Origin of the sequence: Euzebya sp. (genome assembly GCF_964222135.1) — a bacterium.
GTDB lineage: Bacteria > Actinomycetota > Nitriliruptoria > Euzebyales > Euzebyaceae > Euzebya.
Genome location: NZ_CAXQBR010000067.1, coordinates 105,380 through 125,597 on the forward strand (window position 1 = coordinate 105,380; position 20,218 = coordinate 125,597).

The 20,218-nt window shown below is 66.2% G+C and carries 17 protein-coding genes; 4 read left to right on the plus strand and 13 right to left on the minus strand.

What is annotated here, in order from left to right:
• Positions 1–376 precede the first annotated feature (376 nt).
• Together ACEQ2X_RS14840 and ACEQ2X_RS14845 are read left to right on the plus strand one after the other, a co-directional pair.
• On the plus strand, positions 377–1,939 hold the full coding sequence (locus tag ACEQ2X_RS14840; RefSeq protein WP_370326605.1) for a cell wall-binding repeat-containing protein: 1,563 nt from the start codon (positions 377–379) through the stop codon (positions 1,937–1,939).
• Positions 1,940–2,011: 72 nt separating this feature from the next.
• Positions 2,012–3,229, plus strand: coding sequence for a glycosyltransferase family 4 protein (locus tag ACEQ2X_RS14845; RefSeq protein ID WP_370326606.1), 1,218 nt, complete (start codon positions 2,012–2,014; stop codon positions 3,227–3,229).
• Between the two features lie 296 nt (positions 3,230–3,525).
• On the opposite strand, the gene ACEQ2X_RS14850 is transcribed toward ACEQ2X_RS14845, so the two are convergent.
• The 8 genes from ACEQ2X_RS14850 to ACEQ2X_RS14885 form a co-directional block, all read right to left on the minus strand.
• Positions 3,526–4,641, minus strand: a complete 1,116-nt coding sequence (locus tag ACEQ2X_RS14850) for an O-antigen ligase family protein (RefSeq protein ID WP_370326607.1) — start codon at positions 4,639–4,641, stop codon at positions 3,526–3,528.
• Positions 4,642–4,857: 216 nt separating this feature from the next.
• The gene (locus tag ACEQ2X_RS14855) at positions 4,858–5,901 is read right to left on the minus strand and encodes a glycosyltransferase family 4 protein (RefSeq protein ID WP_370326608.1); all 1,044 of its coding nucleotides are present in this window, start codon (positions 5,899–5,901) and stop codon (positions 4,858–4,860) included.
• A gap of 56 nt (positions 5,902–5,957) precedes the next feature.
• The gene (locus tag ACEQ2X_RS14860; RefSeq protein WP_370326609.1) at positions 5,958–6,701 is read right to left on the minus strand and encodes an FkbM family methyltransferase; all 744 of its coding nucleotides are present in this window, start codon (positions 6,699–6,701) and stop codon (positions 5,958–5,960) included.
• A 2-nt stretch (positions 6,702–6,703) separates the two neighbouring features.
• Positions 6,704–7,840: a glycosyltransferase gene (locus tag ACEQ2X_RS14865; RefSeq protein ID WP_370326610.1), complete on the minus strand. Its 1,137-nt coding sequence runs from the start codon at positions 7,838–7,840 to the stop codon at positions 6,704–6,706.
• On the minus strand, positions 7,837–9,012 hold the full coding sequence (locus tag ACEQ2X_RS14870; RefSeq protein WP_370326611.1) for a glycosyltransferase family 4 protein: 1,176 nt from the start codon (positions 9,010–9,012) through the stop codon (positions 7,837–7,839). Before ACEQ2X_RS14870 ends, ACEQ2X_RS14865 begins: the two co-directional genes overlap by 4 nt.
• 1,240 nt (positions 9,013–10,252) lie before the next feature.
• The gene (locus ACEQ2X_RS14875) at positions 10,253–11,131 is read right to left on the minus strand and encodes a glycosyltransferase family 2 protein (RefSeq protein ID WP_370326612.1); all 879 of its coding nucleotides are present in this window, start codon (positions 11,129–11,131) and stop codon (positions 10,253–10,255) included.
• A 276-nt stretch (positions 11,132–11,407) separates the two neighbouring features.
• Complete coding sequence (gene gmd, locus ACEQ2X_RS14880) at positions 11,408–12,463, minus strand: GDP-mannose 4,6-dehydratase (RefSeq protein ID WP_370326613.1); 1,056 nt, start codon at positions 12,461–12,463, stop codon at positions 11,408–11,410.
• 120 nt (positions 12,464–12,583) lie between these two features.
• Positions 12,584–12,892 (minus strand): hypothetical protein, encoded by a 309-nt coding sequence (locus tag ACEQ2X_RS14885; protein ID WP_370326614.1) that lies wholly within the window; start codon positions 12,890–12,892, stop codon positions 12,584–12,586.
• A gap of 243 nt (positions 12,893–13,135) precedes the next feature.
• Here ACEQ2X_RS14885 and ACEQ2X_RS14890 point away from each other — a divergent pair, with 243 nt between their 5' ends.
• Together ACEQ2X_RS14890 and ACEQ2X_RS14895 are read left to right on the plus strand one after the other, a co-directional pair.
• The gene (locus ACEQ2X_RS14890) at positions 13,136–14,743 is read left to right on the plus strand and encodes a hypothetical protein (RefSeq protein WP_370326615.1); all 1,608 of its coding nucleotides are present in this window, start codon (positions 13,136–13,138) and stop codon (positions 14,741–14,743) included.
• Complete coding sequence (locus ACEQ2X_RS14895; RefSeq protein ID WP_370326616.1) at positions 14,638–15,012, plus strand: hypothetical protein; 375 nt, start codon at positions 14,638–14,640, stop codon at positions 15,010–15,012. The genes ACEQ2X_RS14890 and ACEQ2X_RS14895 overlap by 106 nt, the downstream gene beginning before the upstream one ends.
• A gap of 527 nt (positions 15,013–15,539) precedes the next feature.
• On the opposite strand, the gene ACEQ2X_RS14900 is transcribed toward ACEQ2X_RS14895, so the two are convergent.
• Genes ACEQ2X_RS14900 through ACEQ2X_RS14920 form a run of 5 tightly spaced genes read right to left on the minus strand, consistent with a single transcriptional unit; the run spans position 15,540 to position 20,209 of the window.
• On the minus strand, positions 15,540–16,343 hold the full coding sequence (locus tag ACEQ2X_RS14900) for a FadR/GntR family transcriptional regulator (RefSeq protein ID WP_370326617.1): 804 nt from the start codon (positions 16,341–16,343) through the stop codon (positions 15,540–15,542).
• Positions 16,344–17,045: an SDR family oxidoreductase gene (locus tag ACEQ2X_RS14905; protein ID WP_370326618.1), complete on the minus strand. Its 702-nt coding sequence runs from the start codon at positions 17,043–17,045 to the stop codon at positions 16,344–16,346. It abuts the gene before it with no gap.
• Complete coding sequence (locus ACEQ2X_RS14910; protein ID WP_370326619.1) at positions 17,042–18,640, minus strand: AMP-binding protein; 1,599 nt, start codon at positions 18,638–18,640, stop codon at positions 17,042–17,044. The genes ACEQ2X_RS14905 and ACEQ2X_RS14910 overlap by 4 nt, the downstream gene beginning before the upstream one ends.
• Positions 18,641–18,650: 10 nt before the next feature.
• Complete coding sequence (locus ACEQ2X_RS14915) at positions 18,651–19,493, minus strand: SDR family NAD(P)-dependent oxidoreductase (protein WP_370326620.1); 843 nt, start codon at positions 19,491–19,493, stop codon at positions 18,651–18,653.
• Positions 19,490–20,209, minus strand: a complete 720-nt coding sequence (locus tag ACEQ2X_RS14920) for an ABC transporter ATP-binding protein (RefSeq protein ID WP_370326621.1) — start codon at positions 20,207–20,209, stop codon at positions 19,490–19,492. Before ACEQ2X_RS14920 ends, ACEQ2X_RS14915 begins: the two co-directional genes overlap by 4 nt.
• Between the last annotated feature and the right edge of the window lie 9 nt (positions 20,210–20,218).

Sequence of the window (20,218 nt, forward strand, 5' to 3'; positions counted from 1 at the left end):
GAGAGACGACGGGGCACCGGACGTTCCCCAGACGTCTGACGAGGCGCAGGACGGACGCCGGCGTCCGCGCCGCCGCCGTCGGAAGGCGGCCGCGACACAGGGAGACGGGCCCTCGCGCGCCCTCACGGGCGTCCGCGTGTCACAGATCGTGAGCAGCCGACTCCGGACTGGGGATGGGCAGGACGTCGACCTGCACCGGATCGCCTCGCAACCGGCCCGCGCCCGCCGCCTTCGGTAACGATCGCGTTTCTGAAACAGCTTCGCCTTCCGCTACCCCGGGATGATGGGGTAACGTCTGCTCCGCCGTGTGCCCGTGCTTCGACTCAGTGGCGGGAGATCACAGGCATCGCAGCTCCGAGATGTGGGGGAGACCCAGATGCAAACGCGACGCACCCGTCTGATCATGCTGGCGACGTTGGCCGTGGCGATGCTCGGCATCACCGTGCCCGCTGGCAGCGCCGAACCGTCCACCGCCGAGGTCATGCTGGCCGCCGGTGCGGGGCAGGACTTCTCGCCAGCCGTCACCGCCGGCGGCTTCGCTGCCGAGAACTGCTGGGACGACCCCACCGACGACGTCATCAACCTCGAGGACGAGAACGCGTCCATCGACGAGGACCGCGGCGACATCGTGGAGCACTGCGCGAACTACGCCGGCGACAGCCTGATGCTGTCGGCTGAGGTCGCTGAGCCGACGGACCCCGAGACGGATGTCAACTGGGAGTCCTCGCAGCTCGGGTGGTTCATCGACGCGAACGGCGACGACAGCGGGGAGTTCTTCGCCAAGCTGTACACCGACGCGGACACCGGCGAGGTCGTCGCCGGGGTGGAGGACCGCCTGGAGGGCGAGCCCGCCGAGGACATCGAGTGCGACGTCGACTGGGACTACGCCGACGGCGTCCTGTCCGTGACGCTCGCCGCCGACTGCATCGGCTCCGAGCAGTCCGTCGCGGTCAGCCCCGGGCTGATCTACGACCAGCGTGTCGAGGACCTCAACGGCGTCGCGACCTTCGACAGCGCCCCCAACGGCGGCGGCTTCGAAGGTGAGCTCGATGCCGGCGGCCTGCCCGAGGGCATCACCCGTCTGGGCGGGGACGAGCGCATCGAGACCTCGGTCCTGATCAGCCAGCAGGCCTACCCGAACGGGGCGGACGCCGTCGTCCTGGCCCGCCAGGACGTCTTCGCAGACGCGGTGACCGGCACCCCGCTGGCCATCGAGCTGGACGCCCCGATCCTGCTGACGACCACCGACGCCCTGAGCCCGGCAGCGGACACCGAGATCGACCGGCTGCTCGACACCGGTGACCCCGTCTACCTGCTGGGCGGCACCGCGGCGATCTCCGAAGAGGTCGAGAGCGAGCTGACCACCCTGGGCTACGACGTCATCCGGTACGGCGGGTCGAACCGCTTCGAGACCGCGGTCGTCATCGCCGAGGAGGGGTTGAACAGCCCGACGGAAGTGCTGGCCGCTGACGGCGGCAGCTTCCAGGACGCCCTGGTTGCCGGCCCCGCGGCCGCGACGGTCGATGGCGCGGTCCTGCTGACCGACGGCGAGACCGTCCCGCCCGCGACCGCTGACTACCTGGCCACCGAGGGGGTCGACGTGACCGCCATCGGCGAGACGGCGGCCGCAGCCCTGCCGGAGGCGGACTCCGTCGCTGGGGCCGACGCCGTCAACACCTCGGTGCTGGTCGCAGAGACGTACTTCCCCGACGCCACCGCTGTCGGCCTCGCCCGCGTCGACGAGTTCGCCGACGCCCTGACCGGCGGCGCCCTCATCGGTCAGGTACCCGGCCCGGTGCTGTTCGTCGAGACCGACAGCCTGCCGATGGTGGTCGAGGAGTACCTGACCGACCAGGACATCACGTCCGTCGCGATCTTCGGTGGCACCACGGCGGTGTCCCAGGAGGTTGAGGACGCGATCGAGGACGCCATCAGCTAGCGCAAGGCGCGAGGCGGAGGGCGGCTCGTCAGGGCCGCCCTTTCCTCGGTCTGGAAGGGGGAACGCTCGCTCGTGAGAGCTCGCAGACTGCTCATTGTCAGTCCGACGTTCTGGCCCGAGCCGGTTGGCACACCCAAGTACGCCTTCGACGCTGCTCAGTGGTTTCGTGACAACGGCTGGCGAGTTGCGGTCGTCACCGCACAGCCCTTCTACCCGCAGTTCGAGCTATACGAGGGCTGGGGGCCGTCCCGCCGTAGGGACGAGGTGGCCGGGATCCAGATCCTCCGCATGCCAACGGTTGTCCCAAGAGGCGGGCAACCCGGCTGGCGTGCCGCGTCGGAGATCAACTTCGCGTTCCAGACCGCATGGCGCGGTCTTCAACGCACAGTCCCTCGGCCGGATGCGATCCTGACCTTCTCACCCGGAACTCCTTTGGTCGTGCCAGCCGCCCGACTCTGGAACACTCAGGTAGCCACCACATGCATCGTCCATGACATCCAGTCGGGGCTTGCCAGCACCACCGGCATGGCACCGGAACCCGTGGCAAGGATCATGCAAGACCTTGAGCGCACGGCCCTATCGGCTGCGGATCGAATCTTGGTCCTATCCGAACGCATGAAGGAGGAGCTCAAGCGGATCGGCGTTGTCCAACCTATCGAAGTTGTACCCATCTGGGCAGACATACCAATAGCTACTGACGTTTCGGCTCCGACCGATCCGCATGGCATGTTCACGGTTGGCTACAGCGGGAATTTCGGCCGCAAGCAGGGCATCCCACTACTTATCGACGTAGCGACCGAACTGGCTGAACGGAACGCGCCGGTCACCATGGCCCTCCGTGGACACGGAGCCCTTCGCGAAGCTGCCGAACGAACTGTGGCCGCCCGTGGTCTCACCAATATCAAGCTTGAGGAGTTCGTGCCCGCCGATGAGCTCGTGGAGTCCCTTCGAACGGTGGACCTCCATCTAGTTCCACAAGTATCCGGTACGGGCACATTCGCAATGCCGTCGAAGGTGGTCAATATTCTCGCGTCCGGACGCCCGATGTTGGCCATCTGCGACGAAGGGGATCCGCTCCAGACCTTGATCAAAGACGGCATTGGCTTCTGGGCGCCTATCCATCCTACTGCAGTTGCCAAGCAGATCCTAGACCTGTCCCGCAATCGCGGTTTGGCAGCGCGAGTCGCCGGCCATGGCTTGGATTACGCGAGAGCACATCACGACCGCACAGCGCTTCTATCCATTGTGGAGCAGAGTCTGCTACGGGCGACACCTCACCCAATTCCGTAGCTCGCTTCGCTGAACCAATCCCACACGTCCGAGGTAGCCGTCGCCGGTGTTGCCGGCCCCGACGCCGTTCCCCGAGGTGAACGGCCAGCGCCCAATCGGTCAGGCACGCCTAGAGTACTGCAACGTCAGCCGCAAGCTATTGGCACAACCGTCTAGCCACGGTCCCGGCCCACAAGACGCGACGTCTTCGCGGGACAAGCGGGCGTAGGGGACGCGAACAGCCACATCCGTTCGTGCCGAGGACCCGGCCAACGTGCCGACATCAACGGCCGCTGGGCAGTCCCCGTGAGCAACGACTAGCCCTGTTTGACCATGTGTCTCCCTCGGATTCGTTGCAGGGGCCCCAGACGCGACCCGCGGCCCAATGCCAACACAGTCACGTACATTCCAAACGGATACGGGTTGAGGTTAATGAATCGATCGTTAAGGAAGACCAGAGGCAGGCATGCGAGTAAACACAGACTGGCCTTGCGGTCCCGATACCATATATTTGCAAATGCTCTTACCAGCGGTACCCAAATGAGCAGAGAAAGTGCACCGTGCCGCGCAAGGCCATACAGCACGGCATTGTGTACGCCGGACACATCCCCTTCCGCTCGAAAGTCGATCCCTGACCCGATGAGCGGGGTCTCCAGAAATGCCTCCCAGGCCGATCCCCACGGTTCTACCCTTCCAGTGAATCCACTGCCGATCCCTCGGTTCTCGTCCGACACTCTCAAGACGTCCTCACGCACGAACCGTGCCCCAGTTGATCCATGAGTCCAAAGGGACATCACCATTAGCATCAGTAGGCTCACGGCGGCGAACCGCGCGCCACGGGACCAGCGCAAGCGCCTGAACTCGTAAACGGCCCACACCAGGACGAGCAAGAGTATGCACGCCAACGCAGCCCTAGCCTGAAGAAGAAGCACACTGATCGTAAGCGGTATCACCACAACTGTGAACGAACGCGGCCTCAGTGAAAGGCTAGCTAGCAGCACCGCTGCCGACGCAATCTCCCCACCGAGGTTTGGATGAGTGTTCCCAACATAGAGAACGCGTCCAAAATGATCATCAACGCCCCCTGAAACGGCGAGGAAGACGTGTACGACCGCAACGGCATACGGAATTGAGACAAACCCGACCGCATACTGCGTAAAGTCGTCTCGGGCAACCAGCAATAGAGTAAGGCATACCGACGCAGCAACCGCGCCGTATACAAGGTAGCCCCGGAAGTCAAAGCCTCCCGTCCCCACGTTCATGATAAACGAGACTGCAGCCAGCACACCGATACCGGTCAAGAAAAGACCTTGATCACGCCCAATGGCAAATCTTGTCGGCCGCTCGCGTAGAAGGAGGCCCGCCTTCAATATTAGCCCGAGTACTTGTAGAGGCAGCGCAGTGCCAAGGAGTAGATATCCGGCTGCCCCCACGCTATCCGCCAAACCTACTATGCGAGGAAGCAGCACCCGTTCGCCACCGAAGAGTGGCAGCCTTCGAACTCCTTCACCGCGCTGTCCGCCATTCAAAGGTCAGATCCCCGATCTAAGCGCGTACCCGAACCAGACGAGCAACTGGCACGATTCCTAGGCTCGAACACACGCGCATACGCACGCTGTTGACGCCGCAGTTCACAGTCTAACCGATGGCTACGCGATTGCTGATTCAAAGTCTGCCAAGTACATTCCTGCGACCTTCTCAACGGTGAAGCCCTCCGCCGTCCTTCGAGCCGCCATTCCCATCTGTTCGATCCTACCCTCTTGGTCTAGTGCCGTGCTCAGTGCCTGCGCCAAGCCGTGCAAGCCACTCGCACGGTCCCAGACCATGCCGTTCCGCCCCGGAAGAACGAAGTCTAGGAAGCACCTCAGGTCGCTAACCAATGCGGGTACGCCCAGTGACATCGCTTCGAGTACCGCAAGCCCGAACGTCTCGCCGCGCTCAGCCAATGACGGATAAGCAAATATTCGCACTCCCGATATGTAACGGTTGAGCTCCTCGCGGTCCACGATGAGACCACGGAAGTCGACGGACCCACGCATACGCACCGCCACACGCTTCAAGTCCTCGAAGTAGGCACGTCCGCCGCCGCCGGCCGCAGTGTCTGTCGGTCCGGCAAGACGGACATTGATAGGTCTACCCAAGATCCCTTCGGCCGTGACAACAGCACGCAACAACTCCAAGACGCCCTTCTCAGGATGAATTCGCCCAGCGAAGCAAATATCGTCGACGGGATTTTCTGATGTCGACCGAAGTTCCGGCAGGCGCACTGGATTGGGAATCACCACAACTTTTGTGGACGGTACTCCCTGCTGAACCAGAGCCTCCGCTACGGGTGAGGAAACAGCCTGTAGTCTGTCTGCGCTACGATACAAGCGATGCTGCTGCTTCGGGAACCTCGCCACATGGACGTATAGTACGGCGCGAGTGTTTCGTAGGATGACCGGGGACCAAAAACTGTGGGTGACGATGACATCGGCGTCGGATATCGCGGCCGCCACCCTAGTTGAGTATGTCAGGTCCCGGATGAGACGAACCAAGCCATTGTGTGTTTGGGAGAACCCCCCGACACGTACGTGCTCTACTCCGCCCACAACCGCATGATCCGGCAGGCCGGGGTATCTCTTGGATACGTGCCAAACGTCATGACCGTTAGCGGCGAATTCATTCGCTAGGTCAAACCAGACCTTTTCCACGGCTCCACCGAGTAGAGGCGGGATGGGCAAGAACGGACCTTGCACAATACCAATCCTCATGCGCCCAGCGGATCCTCATCAGTGCTTGGTAGCCGCTCAAAGAGGACGTCGAGTTGGATCAGTTGGCCATCCCTGCGCCTCATCTCTTGGAAAATATCTACAACACGGAAGTCGCGGTCATCCATAAATGCTATGACCTCTGCCAACAGCGGCGCGCCCTCATTATATTGAATCAAGGACACTTCAAGCATTGCAAAGCGGGCACTGGACAGGACGGCCTCTGCACCACGCAGGACCTCGAGTTCGTAGCCTTGCACATCAACCTTGATGAAGTCAGGCGCCCCCCAGTGCGAAGGAAGATCGGCGACAATCGAATCCAAGGTCCTAACCTTGGCAGTCGTCACAGTGCGCGACACATCGGACAGCTCGCCGAGCACCGAACTCCCCGTCTCCATCTCATAGAAGTTGACCGACTGCCCATCCTTCGGCCCAGCAACGGCGATCGCCAACTGAACATCGCCGTGGCCGCTCTCCACCAAAGATCTCAATGCTCCAGCCTTCGACTCCTGTGCCTCAACCATAAGGACGCGGGCCCCAGGAAAGACCAGACGCACCAGACTTGTCCATTCGCCCTCGAAAGCGCCAACATCGATAATCGTGCGCAAACAACACGCCCGATTGCGCAACATGACCAAGGAGGCAGCATGGCTGGGAAAGAGAAATCGGCTTAGAACCTTCCAGGCGATCCACCGTGCGAACGGAGGAATCTGAATGGACAGCCGAGCCAAGAGACCGCGCATGCTCACCGCTCACCCTCCGGCTGAATGATGTCTCTACTGACGATTCCTGAGTACCAAGCCTCAAGGTCGCTGCCGGCCTTGGCCCACGTCAACTGACGCGCTGCGGCCACGCCATTTCGCCTCATGTCGCTCAGCATGCCAGGTCGTTCCAAAAGGTTGAGTAGCGCCTTTCCAAGGGCTTCGGCACTTCCTTCTGTCACGACCCCTGACTGTGTGCCCGATAGAATCGATGCGGCACCAACCTCCGGAGTGACGATGGGCACAGCCCCATAAGCCATAGCCTCGACAACCGCAATGCCAAAGCTCTCGTCCAAGGAAGGCAACACAAAGACGCTCGCTCTCCGTAACAATTGTTGCTTTGCCTCCCCACGTACAAGACCAATCAGCTTGACATCGTCCTTCAGCCCACGATCATTAATCCTCTTCTGTAGAAGTGAGTGGCGAATATCCTCCTCAGGTCCGGCGATGATCGCCTGGGCTACTAGTCCGGCCTGTTTGGTCCACGCCAGCGCATCTACGACGAGCCATGGTTGCTTCTTCGTTGCAAGGCGGCCGAGAAACAGAACGAGGTTCTTCCGGGGCTTATCGGCACTTACTTCATCAGTTGCTGTCTCCACTCCGGGGGGTATGATCGACCAGTTCCGAAAATGGCGTACTCTCAAAGCGTCGTCGCGCTCATGTTCGGACATGAAGTGCACGCCGCTGGCACCGTCAATGACTCGATTCTCTATGAGAGCCTCATACATGCGCTTCTTCACAGCTCGCTGTTCGTAATGGTACTTATCAAAGGCTCCGTGAGGCGACACAACGTACGGCGTCGAAGAGCGGCGCAAGTAGGCTGCGAGGCTCTGCGGCAGGTACAGCGCATGCGCGTGGACAAGATCCGCCCGCTCGGCCTCCCTGAGCGACTCCCTCCACCATGAGTAGGATATCGGTGCAGGACCGGCATACTGGGCCGCATAGGTAGAGAGTCGGACACCATCCGGATCATTCGCCTCAATGGTCTCGCCACGTCGCCGCATAGCCAGTACATGCACTTCATGCCCTCGAAGAGCTACCGACTCGGCCATCTTTTGGACGGCGTAACTCGGGCCGCCTGCTTCGGGCCGGAGCGAATCGATCAGATGGAGCACTCTCATGCCATACTCCCCTCCATCACCAATAGTTCCCCGACGACTGAAGAGAGAGCCTCGGCAATAGCAGACGCCGAGTACGAGTCCACAACCATCTTGGTGCGATCTCTATAGTCCGACTTGGGTCCCTGACGCCTCATTGAGTCCATAGCCTGTACGAGCGACTCGACACTATCTGAGGCAAACACGTACCCTGTCTTGCCCATCACAAGGTCCGGCGCGCAGCCAACGCGGTCGCTAACGATTACGGGAAGACCGGAGGCGAGTGCCTCGTTGACTACAAGGCCCCACGTCTCTTGATACCTCGAGGGCAGCACCAGACAGTCGCACCTGCCAAGCAAGGCTGCCAATTGCCGTTGAGCAAGGAAGTCGAAGAAGTCTACGTCTAAATCCTCTTGTTCGGCATATCGTTGGAGGTCCCCCTTCATGGCGCCGGAACCGACGATGGCGAGCATGGCTGTATCGCGATCTGGCATTGCCCGGAACGCTCGCAGCAAAAGGTCGGGGGCCTTCTTATCGATGAGCTTGCCAACGAAGACAAAGGTGAACTTGCGTCTAGCAACCATGTCCAGTTCTTCGTCAGGCTCTGGGTCGGTGTCGAACGATGCATTGTCCACCCCATGGGGAACGTAGCGGAGGCGGTGCGGTTTCACTCCATGGTTCAGAAAGAAGGCCCGGTTGTGCCAGCCTATGTATCCAATCCGCGTTGCCAGACTCAGAATTGGCGGATAGAGGACCTTACGCAATCCACTCCTTAGGCGACTCCGCTCGCCAAGGTCATACGACACGGATCTGAGCAGAGTAGGTATGCCAGTCAATCGGCAGGTCAGTAGTGCCGCCACTTCGGGCAATCCCGCGAAGCCGTGCACGTAAACGGCCTTCGGTCTCAAGCGGACGATGGCCCGTATGACGGCAAGCGCTCGGCGCAATTGCTCTGCGCTGAGTTGGCTCTCGCTCTTCTCATCGCGCGTGGTGGGAAGGGCCAAGCTGTTCCCAAACCCTATTTTGCGGATTCCGAAATCAACCTTCTTGCCGAATTCCCAATCGTACCCCGATGCCCCTCGCGCTTGCCTCAGAAAGAGCACATGTATTTCCCGCGTTTCTGCCAGGCGCTCAAACACTGGCATTTGGTAGTGAATGGGATATGGGGTGATAATTAGAAGTTCCAGCGGCATCATGCTTGGCCACCTTTCTCCGAACGGGCGGAAGACCTCGCGCTGTATAGCCACAGGAGGGTCGTGGCGGCTGATGCCAACGCTAGGAGCAACGCAGTCGCCTCGCCGGTTCCCAAGACGAGACCCAGCATGAGCGCCAGTCCGTTCAGGGCGGCAGACAGCCACCGGACGGCAGCGATTCGTCGCGCGAGCTGACCGGCGCGAAGGTACAGCAGGCCGGCCGCACCAAGTGCATTGCTGATGGTGATTGCTGCGACGGCTGGCAAGAATGCGCGTGCGGCACTCCAGCTTGCCCCAAGCAAGTCGGGTGCAAGGGATAGCGGGTCCACTATCCAAAAGGCGCTCGCTAGAACCGCCGCTGACGTCATCAGGACCGAGATGGTAATTAGAACATTACGGATGTCCTGGCCCAGCGCGAAACGCTTTGACGCCCAAGGCACGAAGACCGCACCGGCTGTGGCATAGATGATAGATATAGGACCTAGAAGTAGCTGAGATCCCCTGAAGCCAGCCACAGTGGCCGCACTAAATCCTACTCCTAGAACCAGGGCGACACCGGGCCCCGATACGATGGAGCCCATGAACTCTATTGTGTAGGGCAGCGCAAGATGGCGGGTATCAGTCAACCACTGCACAAGCTCGCTTGGCCTTCCGAGCACTGGTCGAACCCATATCAAGGATGCAGCGAAGGCAACCGACGCAGCCAGTCCCCAAGCGACGAGAGGCTTTGACGGTCCCACGCCGTCAGCTATGAGGAGGATGCCCAGTCCGAGCCCTAGGAGCCAGGTTCCGTCGAGGGCTGCAACTAGGCGCGGGTTGCCGCTCCCGAATGCGAACTGCCGGACTAGCTCAAGCCCTAGAAGGCCTGGTATCCAAGGGGTGAGTTGCCATGTAGCCTCTGCCAAGGGGCTAGGTGCTATCTGGCTGAATACTGCGCAGAGTAGCCCCCCAGTCACTCCGACGAGAATAGACAAGAGTCCCGCGACCGGAGCGGCTTTCGAACCCCTAGAACCATCGGTCAGTAGCGCTTCGCCTAGAGCAGCTCGGACTAGCCCCTGTGCAATTGTGTAAACAGCCAGCGAGAGACCAAAAAGTCCGAACTCAGTAGGGGAGAGGACGTTGGCCGCGTAGACACCTGCTAAGAAGTTGGTCCCGCTCGACAGCAGTTGACTAGCGCCGGCCCAACCGACACGCCTGACTCCAGTCCGGCGCTTCTCTAGATTCGGGAGCATGGGTCTTCTTACTACATGGAATGAGCACTGTCAGACTGGGATTCAAGAGGCGCGGCAATTCCAGTCCTTTGCGGAGACTGATCGCGGCGGGGCGCTGCCCAATCCGGGAAGGCGACTGCTAGATCGATCATATAGTCATACAGTGCAATGATCGTAGCGTAGTGGAATCCTACCCTTCCCTCCCGCCATCCTTGTTTGATGATTAGGAGCCAGAACCAACGAATTACGGGCCTGCAGCGAAGCCGAAACCAGATGTTGCGCTTCAGCCACTGTCTGCGGCCAAACCAACTCGTTAGGGGGAGTCCGACCCGTGACGTATTTGTCGCCAACTGCGTGGCCTCTAACACTGCATAGCGAGCGTGCTTCTCGATGTATTCGGTCATTGTGTCGCTGGGCGCGTGCATGAGGTCCCCGGTCAGCATAACGGGCGGCCCATCGGTCAACAGATGCTCGTGAACTCTGCGATCGTCGAAGCGTCCGTGGTGCGCTCGTACCAGACGAATTTGTACATCGGGGTACCACGTCCCGTACTTCATTACTCGCCCAAGAAACACGAGCCTGCGAGGCATGCCGCATGCAGGAGCATCAACGGGTCGACCGCCATCCACGATCGAGCGGATTTCATCTTGAAGGTGGCTGCTTAGCCATTCGTCGGCATCAAGGAAGAGGATCCAGTCGGCCTCGTCAACCACGACGTCTAGTGCCCAATTTTTTTGCGCCGCGTATCCCTCCCAAGGGTGGATTAGGACTTGAGCCCCCTTGGATCGTGCGATTTCAACTGTGGCGTCCGTGCTACCGGAATCAACAACAGTGACACTACCTAGTGCCGCGACCGAGTCGAGGCACCTTCCAATCACATCAGCCTCATTGAGGGTTGTCACGATCGTCATTAGTCGGGGCAATTTGGGGCTCCGTTCTTAGCTTAAGCGCTTTCGACCGAGCTGGTTCTTGGGTACTAACTCAGGTGGTGCTTGGCAACGAAGGAATGCCGGGGCCGATATGGGACGCCTAGTCGATCTGCGCCTCATGCTCTGGGCTGCGGATGAACTGATGGGGCGTCCTCACCATTTTCTGGCTACCATCCTTGGTTGCTCCTTGCTCGCTCTGCAACGTGGCCTCGAGGCTGGGCCTCGCAACGTCTGGACTTCTGGACGCGCATCACTCGCTCAGTCGCCCGGGCGGCCGGTCTGCCACTCGATGGTGCCGAGGCCGGCGTCGACCAGCGCCTTCTCCCGCTTGGCCAGCTCCATGTCCGCGGCCACCATCATCTCGACCAGCTCGTCGAAGCTCGTCCGCGGCGTCCACCCCAGCACCGCACGAGCCTTCGACGCGTCCCCCAGCAGCTGGTCGACCTCCGCCGGCCGCAGGTACCGCGCATCGGTCCCCACGTACCGCTCCCAGTCCAGGTCGAGCAGCGCGAACGTCGCCTCGGCGAACTCCCGCACGCTGTGCATCTCCCCCGTCGCCACCACGTAGTCACCCGGTTCGTCCTGCTGGACCATCAACCACATCGCCTCGACGTAGTCCCCCGCGAACCCCCAGTCCCGCCTGGCGTCCAAGTTCCCCAGGTACACCTTCTCCTGGAGCCCCAGCTTGATCCGCGTCGCCGCCCGCGTGATCTTCCGCGTCACGAACGTCTCACCCCGCCGCGGCGACTCGTGGTTGAACAAGATCCCGTTCGACGCATGCATCCCGTAGGACTCGCGGTGGTTCACCGACTGCCAGAACCCGTACACCTTCGCACACCCGTACGGCGACCGCGGGTGGAACGGCGTCGCCTCGGTCTGGGGCACCTCGACCACCTTGCCGTACATCTCCGAGCTCGACGCCTGGTAGTACCGCGGGCACTCCTCCCCCAGCTGCCGACACGCCTCCAACAGCTTCAACGTCCCCAGCGCATCGGCATCCACGGTGTACACCGGGTTCTCGAAGGACACCCCCACATGGGACTGCGCCCCCAGGTTGTAGACCTCGTGCGGCCGCACCTCCCACAACAACCGCGACAACGAGTTCGCGTCCGTCAGATCCCCGTAGTGCAGGAACATCCGGGCATCCTCCAGGTGCGGATCCAGGTACAGGTGATCGATCCGCTCGGTCCCGAACGTCGACCCCCGCCGCACCAACCCGTGCACCTCATAGCCCTTCTCCAACAAGAGCTCGGTCAGGTACGACCCGTCCTGCCCCGTGATCCCCGTGATGAACGCGCGCTTCCGGTCAGCCACGCCTGACTTCCCTCCCCTGCCTCGGTTTCAGGCACGGCGAAGGATGGTAACGCGAGACCGTTTCGGATGCGTAACCGGTTCAGGCGCGCTGACTGCCCGTAGTGCGGGATCCCCGACCCGTCACGATCCCGATGGCGGGATCTTGCAGGCGGCCACCAGGTCCAGGACGCCGTCCAGTCGGCGCCGGCCCTCGTCGTCCTCGAGGTAGGCGTGCCCCGCCTCGCCCTCGGGCAGCACCACGCGACGGGGCGCGCCGACCGCGAGGTCGTCCACGCTGATCGTCAAGTCGTACGCGGCGTCCGCCGACTCCTCCCCCGGCGCGGCGCACGTCACTTCCACCTCGGCCGCTGCGAGCGCGCGGCTGAGCGCGTCTGCGAACAGGCCGGGTGGCAGGCAGATCAGCACTCGGGGGGCGTGGGCGGTCCTCACCGGGTCTGACTCAAGCGCCTCATCCGCCCGCGGCGCATCCTCAACATTGGGTGATCGTTCGGAAGCGGTCATCACCTATCCTCAGGTCCCCCCCAGGGAAGCCGTGGTCCCCCGGGCCGCATTCGAGCCTTGAGCCTCTCACGCCCACACCCGCGTCGCCAGAGCTATCGCGGACCTGACCGGCGTGGCGTCGTCGCCACACCGCACGCCACCGCGCCCGGGACCGATCGGCCGGCGAGCGTCATGGCGCTGGCCGGGCTGACCGCGACCGCGCTGGCGGCGGTGGTGCTCGCCGACCTGGCCGACCTCGACGTGCAGCGCTGGTCCACGGGCGCGGCCGTCGCCGCCGGCCTGGCCGGCGCGGTCGCGGTGCTCGCGCTGCTGCGCTGGCGGACCCTCGGCGACGCATCATCGGCACTGGTCGGCATCGCCTTCGGCGGCCTGGTCCTCGCCGTCGTCCCGCCCGGCGCGGCAGGCGGATCCGGGGCCACCGAGGTCGGGCTGGACGTGACGCGCCTCGCGGTGCTCGTCGCCGTCATCGTCCTGTGCGCCGTCGCCGGCCGGACCGCGCAGGTCGACACGGGCCTGCGGATCGGCTGGTGGCTCGGGGCGACGGCGCTCGGGGTGGCGGTCCTGGCGCTCGCCGGGTCGCTGGTGATCGGCGACGACCCCCTGTCCACGACCGCCGTAGCGGTGACCCACGCCGTCGTCGCCGTCGGCCTGGTCGCCACGGCCGTCCACGTCCGGTCGCGGCTGATCCGGCGGACGGCCAGTGCCGGCTGGCTGGCGCCCACCCTGGTCGGCCTGGCGGTCGCCGAGGCTTTCCGGGTCATCGCGGTCCTGACCGCCCCGGTCTGGCTGCTCGGCGCCCAGGTGGCCGTCATCGGCGCCCTGCTGTTCGCGGTCCTCGGCGGGGCGCGGGACCTCGACGCGGCCTACCGCGAGCAGCGGGCCCGGCTGTTCGGCAGCGTCGTGGACCGCGGGGTGGACCGCGCCCGCCGAGCCGCCGACGACCTGCTCGCGGCCGGCCGGCGCCACGACGCCAAGAGCAGCATCACCGCGATCGACGGCGCCACCACCGTCCTCGGCCGGTACGCCCACGACCTGGACCCCGCCCAGCGGACCCGGCTCCACGACGCCGTCGCCGACCAGATCGGCCGGCTGCAGCGCCTGCTCGACGTCACCGACGACGCCGGCGCGGACCTGCCCCTCGCCGCGACCCTCGACGGCCTGCTCCGCGAGCCGCGGCTCCGCGGCGTCACCGTCGCAGTGGACATCCCGCCCGACCTGGTCGTCCACGGCCGGATCGCCGACACCGTGGCGGTCGTCCACACCCTCGTCGACCGCTGCGCCACCCCCGACGGCACAGGCGAGCCCGGGGAGGTCACCGCGACCGCCCGGGTCGTGGACGGCCACGTGCACCTGCGCATCGAGGCGGCGCGTGCCCCCTCCTCCCCCGGCGGTGCGCCCGACCACGGCCTCGACGTCGTCATCGGCACCCAGCTGATGGCCGGCCAGGGCGGACGGCTCGTCGTGCTCGACCCGGGCGCGCTACGAGGTGGTCATGCCCGCCGTCCGCCGGGACGGGACGGCGTGAGCACCCCTCCCCCTCCCCGCCTGCTCATCGTCGAGGACCACGACCTGCTGGCCCAGAGCGTCGCGCTCGCGGTGACCGCGGAGGGGATGATCGGGGCCGAGTGCTCGACGCAGCGCGCACCTGGCAGCCGGACCTGGTGCTGCTCGACATGGACCTCGGCTCGGGCGTCAGCCGGGGGGCGGTGTTCGTGCCGGCGATCCGCGAGCTCGGCGCCGCCGTGCTGGTCGTCACCGGCATCGACGACGTCGACGTGATCGCCGAGGCCCTCGAGTCGGGCGCGGTCGGGTTCGTCCGCAAGCACCAGCCCTTCGACGACCTGCTCGGCGCGATCCGCCGCGCCACGGACGGCGAGGACGTCAACCACCCCGACGTGCGCGCGGCCGTGCTGGGCGACGCCCGGCGGGTCCGGTCGGCGCAGGCCGCGGTGCTCGCGGACCTCCGCCGGCTGACCGCGCACGAGCAGGCGGTGCTGGCCGCGCTGATGGGGGATCACGGTCCACAACCAGGTCCGGACGATTCCTGATGGGAGAGTCACTTCCAGCGATGTTGCGGATGGCACGTCACCCGTTGTTATGCACCCTGAGCCGGCGTCACCTTTGAAAGGACGCCAGCAGCGCGGGCCTGACGGACAGGGTGCGCGTCGTGGCGAGCAGAGGGGTCCGGACGGGTGCCCTCGCAGCCACCGTCGGCGTCATGGTCGCCCTGCTGACGAGAGTCCCTCGCCGGGACGTCCGCCTACTCCAGGCGCCGACCACGAGCACTATGGACCTGCGCGTACGCACCTGACCGCGTCGACCCGCGTACCAGCGACCACCCTGGCGGACCTTGGTCCAGCTGCGGCGGCCCTTCGCCCAGTCGGCGGCAACGGTCTCTAGGCTCCTGGCGCCGTGGACCGCGGAGCAGGCGGGGTTGGAGACCACCGCTGTCGCGGTCGCCTCCACGATCGCGCGGGCCATCGAGTTCAAGCGAACGTCCCCTTGCGGGCCGTCTCGGCCTCCCGGACGATGTTCGGCGCGCCACCGCAGTGCCGACCGGCCGGTCGTCAGACCATCACGTCTGGCGCCGGAACTCCTCCACCGCCCGGGCCGACACCGCGTCGATCAGCCGGCCGCCGCCCAGGTCGGCCAGCACCACGGCGTGGGAGGCCTCCAGGTGCTTGCGGGCCGTCCGCTCCGCCGCCGCCCCCTCCCCCGCCAGGATCTCCCGCGCGATGCGGCGGTGGGTGCGGAAGACCGCGACCTGGCTGTCGGTGTCGGGGTAGCGGCCTTCCAGCGACGCCTGGTCCGCCCAGGTCTCCTGCTGGGCTGTCCACACCGACACCAGGCTCCGGACCACCAGCCTGATCGCGGGGTTCAGGACATGATCGACCACGATGCCGTGGAACCCCCGGGCCAGGCTGGTGAACTCCACCCCGTCGCCGATCGCCTCCTCCGTCGCCGTCAGGTTCGCCTCCAACGACTCGCCCAGCGCCTCCCGGTCCGGCCGCTCCGCGCACAGCGCGGCGCACGGTGGTTCGAGCATCCGCAGCGCGTCGGACAGGTCGTCCAGCGTCGTCCGCTCCCCCTGCAGCGTCACCGCCGTCATGTAGGCCGCCGAGGCGCCAGAGGGCCGGTGGATCTCCGCCCCGCCGACCTTGCCGCGCCGGACCGTGACCAGCCCCTCGGCCTCGAGGATCCGCAGCGCCTCCCGCAGCGACGGGCCCGACACGCCGAACATGTCCATCAGGTCGTCCTGCTTGGGCAGCGAGTCGCCGTCGAAGCCGCCGGTCAGGATCTGCTCGCGCAAATCCGCGGCGACGATCTCGGCCAACCTGATCCCCCTGGCGCGCGACGGGGGACGTCCGACTCCGCTCACTCAGACCTCCCCCACCCCAGCCGACCCGCCCGTCAGGTCCGGCGCGAACGGGCCGGTCTTGGCCATGCGCATCTCGATGAGGGGCACCGCCACGCCCGGACGCAGGCCGACGAGGAACGCGACGGCGTCCGCCACGTCGTCCGGCACCAGCGAGTGCCACCTGTGGCGCAGCATCGGGGTGTCGACCGGCCCGGGGGCGATGACGTGCACACCGATGCCGTGCTCCTCGAGCTCCGCCTCGCCGACCGCCGCGAAGGCGTTCAGACCCGCCTTGAACGCCGAGTACGCCGACAGACCCTTCATCGGCCGCAGCCCCGCGGTCGATCCCATGAGGATCTGCCGGCCGCCGGGCGCCATCCGCGCCGCGGTGTGCTTGGACAGCATGTACGTCGACCGCAGCAACGTCCGGTAGACGTCGTCGAAGACGTCGGTGGGCTGCTGGGCGATGTCGCTGCCGTCCAGCGTGCCGGCGGCGTGGACCAACACCGACCAGCTCGGCCGAACGCCGCACAGCCGGAGGACGTCGTCCTCGTCGGTGACGTCGGCGACCACTCCCTCGACGTTCAACTCCTCAGCGATCTGCGCGAGCCGGTCCTGTCGCCGGGCGGCGAGGACGACATCGTAGCCAAGCTCGGCCAGCCGCCGGCCGCAGGCTCGACCGATGCCGCCGCTCCCGCCGGTGATGAGCGCGGTGCGGGTCATGGGCGTCTCCCAGTGGTCAGGTCGTCGACGATCTGGTTGCGTCGCAGCTTGCCCGACGCGGTGCGGGGCAGGTCGGTCGCCACCACGACGGTGGTCGGCAGCTTCTGGCGGGCCAGCCCCAGGTCCTCGAGGAAGCCGGCCAGCGGGGGGTGAAGCGCCCCCGCATCCGCGACGTCGGCGACCACCACCGCGGCGACCCCCTCACCCAGTCGATCGTCGGGCACCCCGACCACGGCGACATCGCTGACCTGGGGGTGGCGCAGGATCGCCTCCTCGATGTCGCGGACGCTGAACTTCTCACCGCCCCGGTTGATGATCTCCTTGATCCGCCCGGTGATCGACACGAACCCGTCGGCTGAGACCACGCCGACGTCGCCGGTGTAGAACCAGCCGTCGGCGTCGATGGCCTCGACGTCCATCGCGGGGTCCAGGTAGCCGACCATCCGCTCGGGCCCGCGGATCCGCAGCTCACCCTCGCTGCCCGGTGGCAGCGGCTGGCGTTGCGCGTCGACGGCCTCCGCCTGCACCCCGATGGCGACCTGCCCGTCGGTGTGGGCGCGGTGCCACAGGTCGACGGTGTCGTTGGCGCGCGTGGCGGTCGGCAGCTCGGTCATGCCCCACAACCGGTGGGCGGCGATGCCCAGCCCGTCGGCGTCCTCGATCAGCTGTGGGGGGACCGACGCGCCGCCGGAGGTGAACTGCCGCAACGTCGTGGGCCTCGTCCCCCGCCGGGTGTAGGCGTCGACGATCCCCTGCAGGAAGGGGGTGGCGCCCGCGGCGTAGGTGACGCCCTCGGACTCGATCAGCTCGATCGCGGCGTCGCGGTCCCAGCGGTCCTGCAGCACCGCGGTCGCCCCGGTCATCGCCGGCACCAGGAACCCCTGCAGCAACCCGGTGATGTGGGTGAGGGGGGAGGCCATGAACATCGCGTCGCGCCACGTCAGCGCCCAGTCCGTCGCCATGGCCCGGCACTCGTGCAGCAGCGTGGCGCTGGTGTGCACCGCCCCCTTGGGCGCCGAGGTGGTGCCTGAGGTGAACAGCACCAGGCACGGCGCATCGCCGGGCCGGCTGGTCACGTCGATGTCGGGCGCGTCACCGCCGGCGGCGGCGGTCGTGAGGGGCTGCCAGCCGTCCCTCCCCTCCCCCGCCACGATGCGTCCACGCAGCCGCAGGTCGGTGGTCGCGAGCACCTCGTCGAACTCGGCGGTGTAGTCACGTCCGCGGTAGTCCGACGGGACGACGACCGCGGCAGGCCGCACCTGGGTCAGCACCGCGGTCAGCTCGTGCGCCCGGTAGATCGGCACGACCGGGTTGCTGGTCGCGCCGACGTGCCAGATGGCGCTGGCCACCGCGACCGCGTCGACGGAGTTCCCGAGCGTCCACGACACGGTGTCGCCGGGGCCGATGCCGAGGGCGGTCAGCTGCGCGGCGATCTGCCGGGACCGGACGGCCAGCGCGGCGAAGGTGATCCGCTCGTCGGCCAGCACCAGCGCGTCGCGGTCCGGCCACCACTCCGCCGCCAGCGGCAGCAGCCAGCCGATCCACTGGTCGGTGTGGTACCCCATCGCCCGCCACGTCAGCGCGTCGTGTCCCATCGGTCCCTCCTCAGCGGTCGTCGTCGGTCGACAGGCCGGCGAGGGCCGCGGCCACCTCCGCAGCCTCCCACGCCGGCCGGGTCACCCCCGGCCCGTCGAAGGCAGGTGGCGACAGGGTCGACAGGGTCCGCCCGTCGAAGCGGACCACCTGCCCGGTGATCGGTGCGGTGGCGTCGGACAGCAGCGCGACGACCAGGGGGGCGACGTCCTCGGGACGGTGGGAGGGGTCGACGCGGCCGCGGCCCGAGGGTGACGCCTCCACCATCGGGGTGCGGGCCAGCGGCGAGATCGCGTTGACCCGGATCCCGGTGCCACCGGTGTCGGTGGCCCAGGCCCACGTGGCGGAGAGGACCGCGCCCTTCGAGGCGGCGTAGAGGCTCATCGCGGGCATGCCGAGGGCCGCGCCGGAGGTGACGGTCACGATCGATCCGCCGCGGCCCTGGCTGACCATGTGGCTGATCGCACGGGTGCCGCAGGCCAGGACGCCGACGACGTTGGTGGCGGTGCACGCCTCGACCTGCTCGGGGGTGATCTCCCAGGGCGGGCCCTCGGGGAAGATCCCGGCGTTGGCGACCAACCCGTCGACGGCGCCGAGCTCGGCGGCGCAGCGGTCGACGACCGCCGCGGCCGACTCGGCGGTGGCGACCGACCCGACAGCGGCCATGGCGGTGCCGCCCGCGTCGGTGATCGTGCCGACGACCTCCTCGACGGCGTCGCCGTCGATGTCGTTGACGACGACGGCCGCGCCGGCGGCGGCGCACGCCAGGGCGTAGGCGGCGCCCAGCCCGCGACCGGCGCCGGTGACGACGACGGCCTTGCCGTCCAGCCGGGTCTCATCCGTCGGCTGGCTCATGTGGTCTGTCCCAGGTAGCGGCGGTGGACGATGTCGCCGAAGTCGGCGGCGGTCGGGTCGGCGGTCTCGGCGACCGTGCCGCTGACCAGGATGTGGGCGACCGAGGCGACGCGCTGGACGACCTCCAGGCGCTGCTCGACCAGCAGCACGGCGGTGCCGGCGGCCAGGACCTGCTCGATCCCCTCGGAGATGCGGGCCACCAGGCGGGGGGCAAGGCCGACGGTCGGCTCGTCGAGCAGCAGGACGCGGGGACGGGCCATCAGCGCGCGGGCGAAGGCGAGGAACTGCTGCTGGCCGCCGCTGAGGGCGCTGGCGGGGGTGTCGAACATCTCCTCGAGCTCACCGAACACGTCGAGGGCGCGGCGCAGGTCGGCGTCGCCGCCGCGGCGGCCAGCGGTGGCGACGTGGGCGAGGGTCAGGTTCTCGCGGACGCTCAGCCGCGGGAAGACGTGGCGGTTCTCGAGCACGTGGCCCAGGCCGGCGCGGACGCGGGTCTCGGCGGGCAGGTCGTGCAGCGGCGTGCCGTCCAGGGTGATCGCCGCCCCGCGGTCGACGGCTTCGAGGCCGCTCAGGCCGCGCAGCAGGGACGTCTTGCCGGCGCCGTTGGGGCCGACGACGGCGACGCACGTCGCGTCGGGCACGTCGAGCCGGTCGACCGTGACCGCGTGGACGCCGCCGTAGCGGACGGTCACGTCCCGGCAGGTCAGCTCGGCCATGTCGCTCCC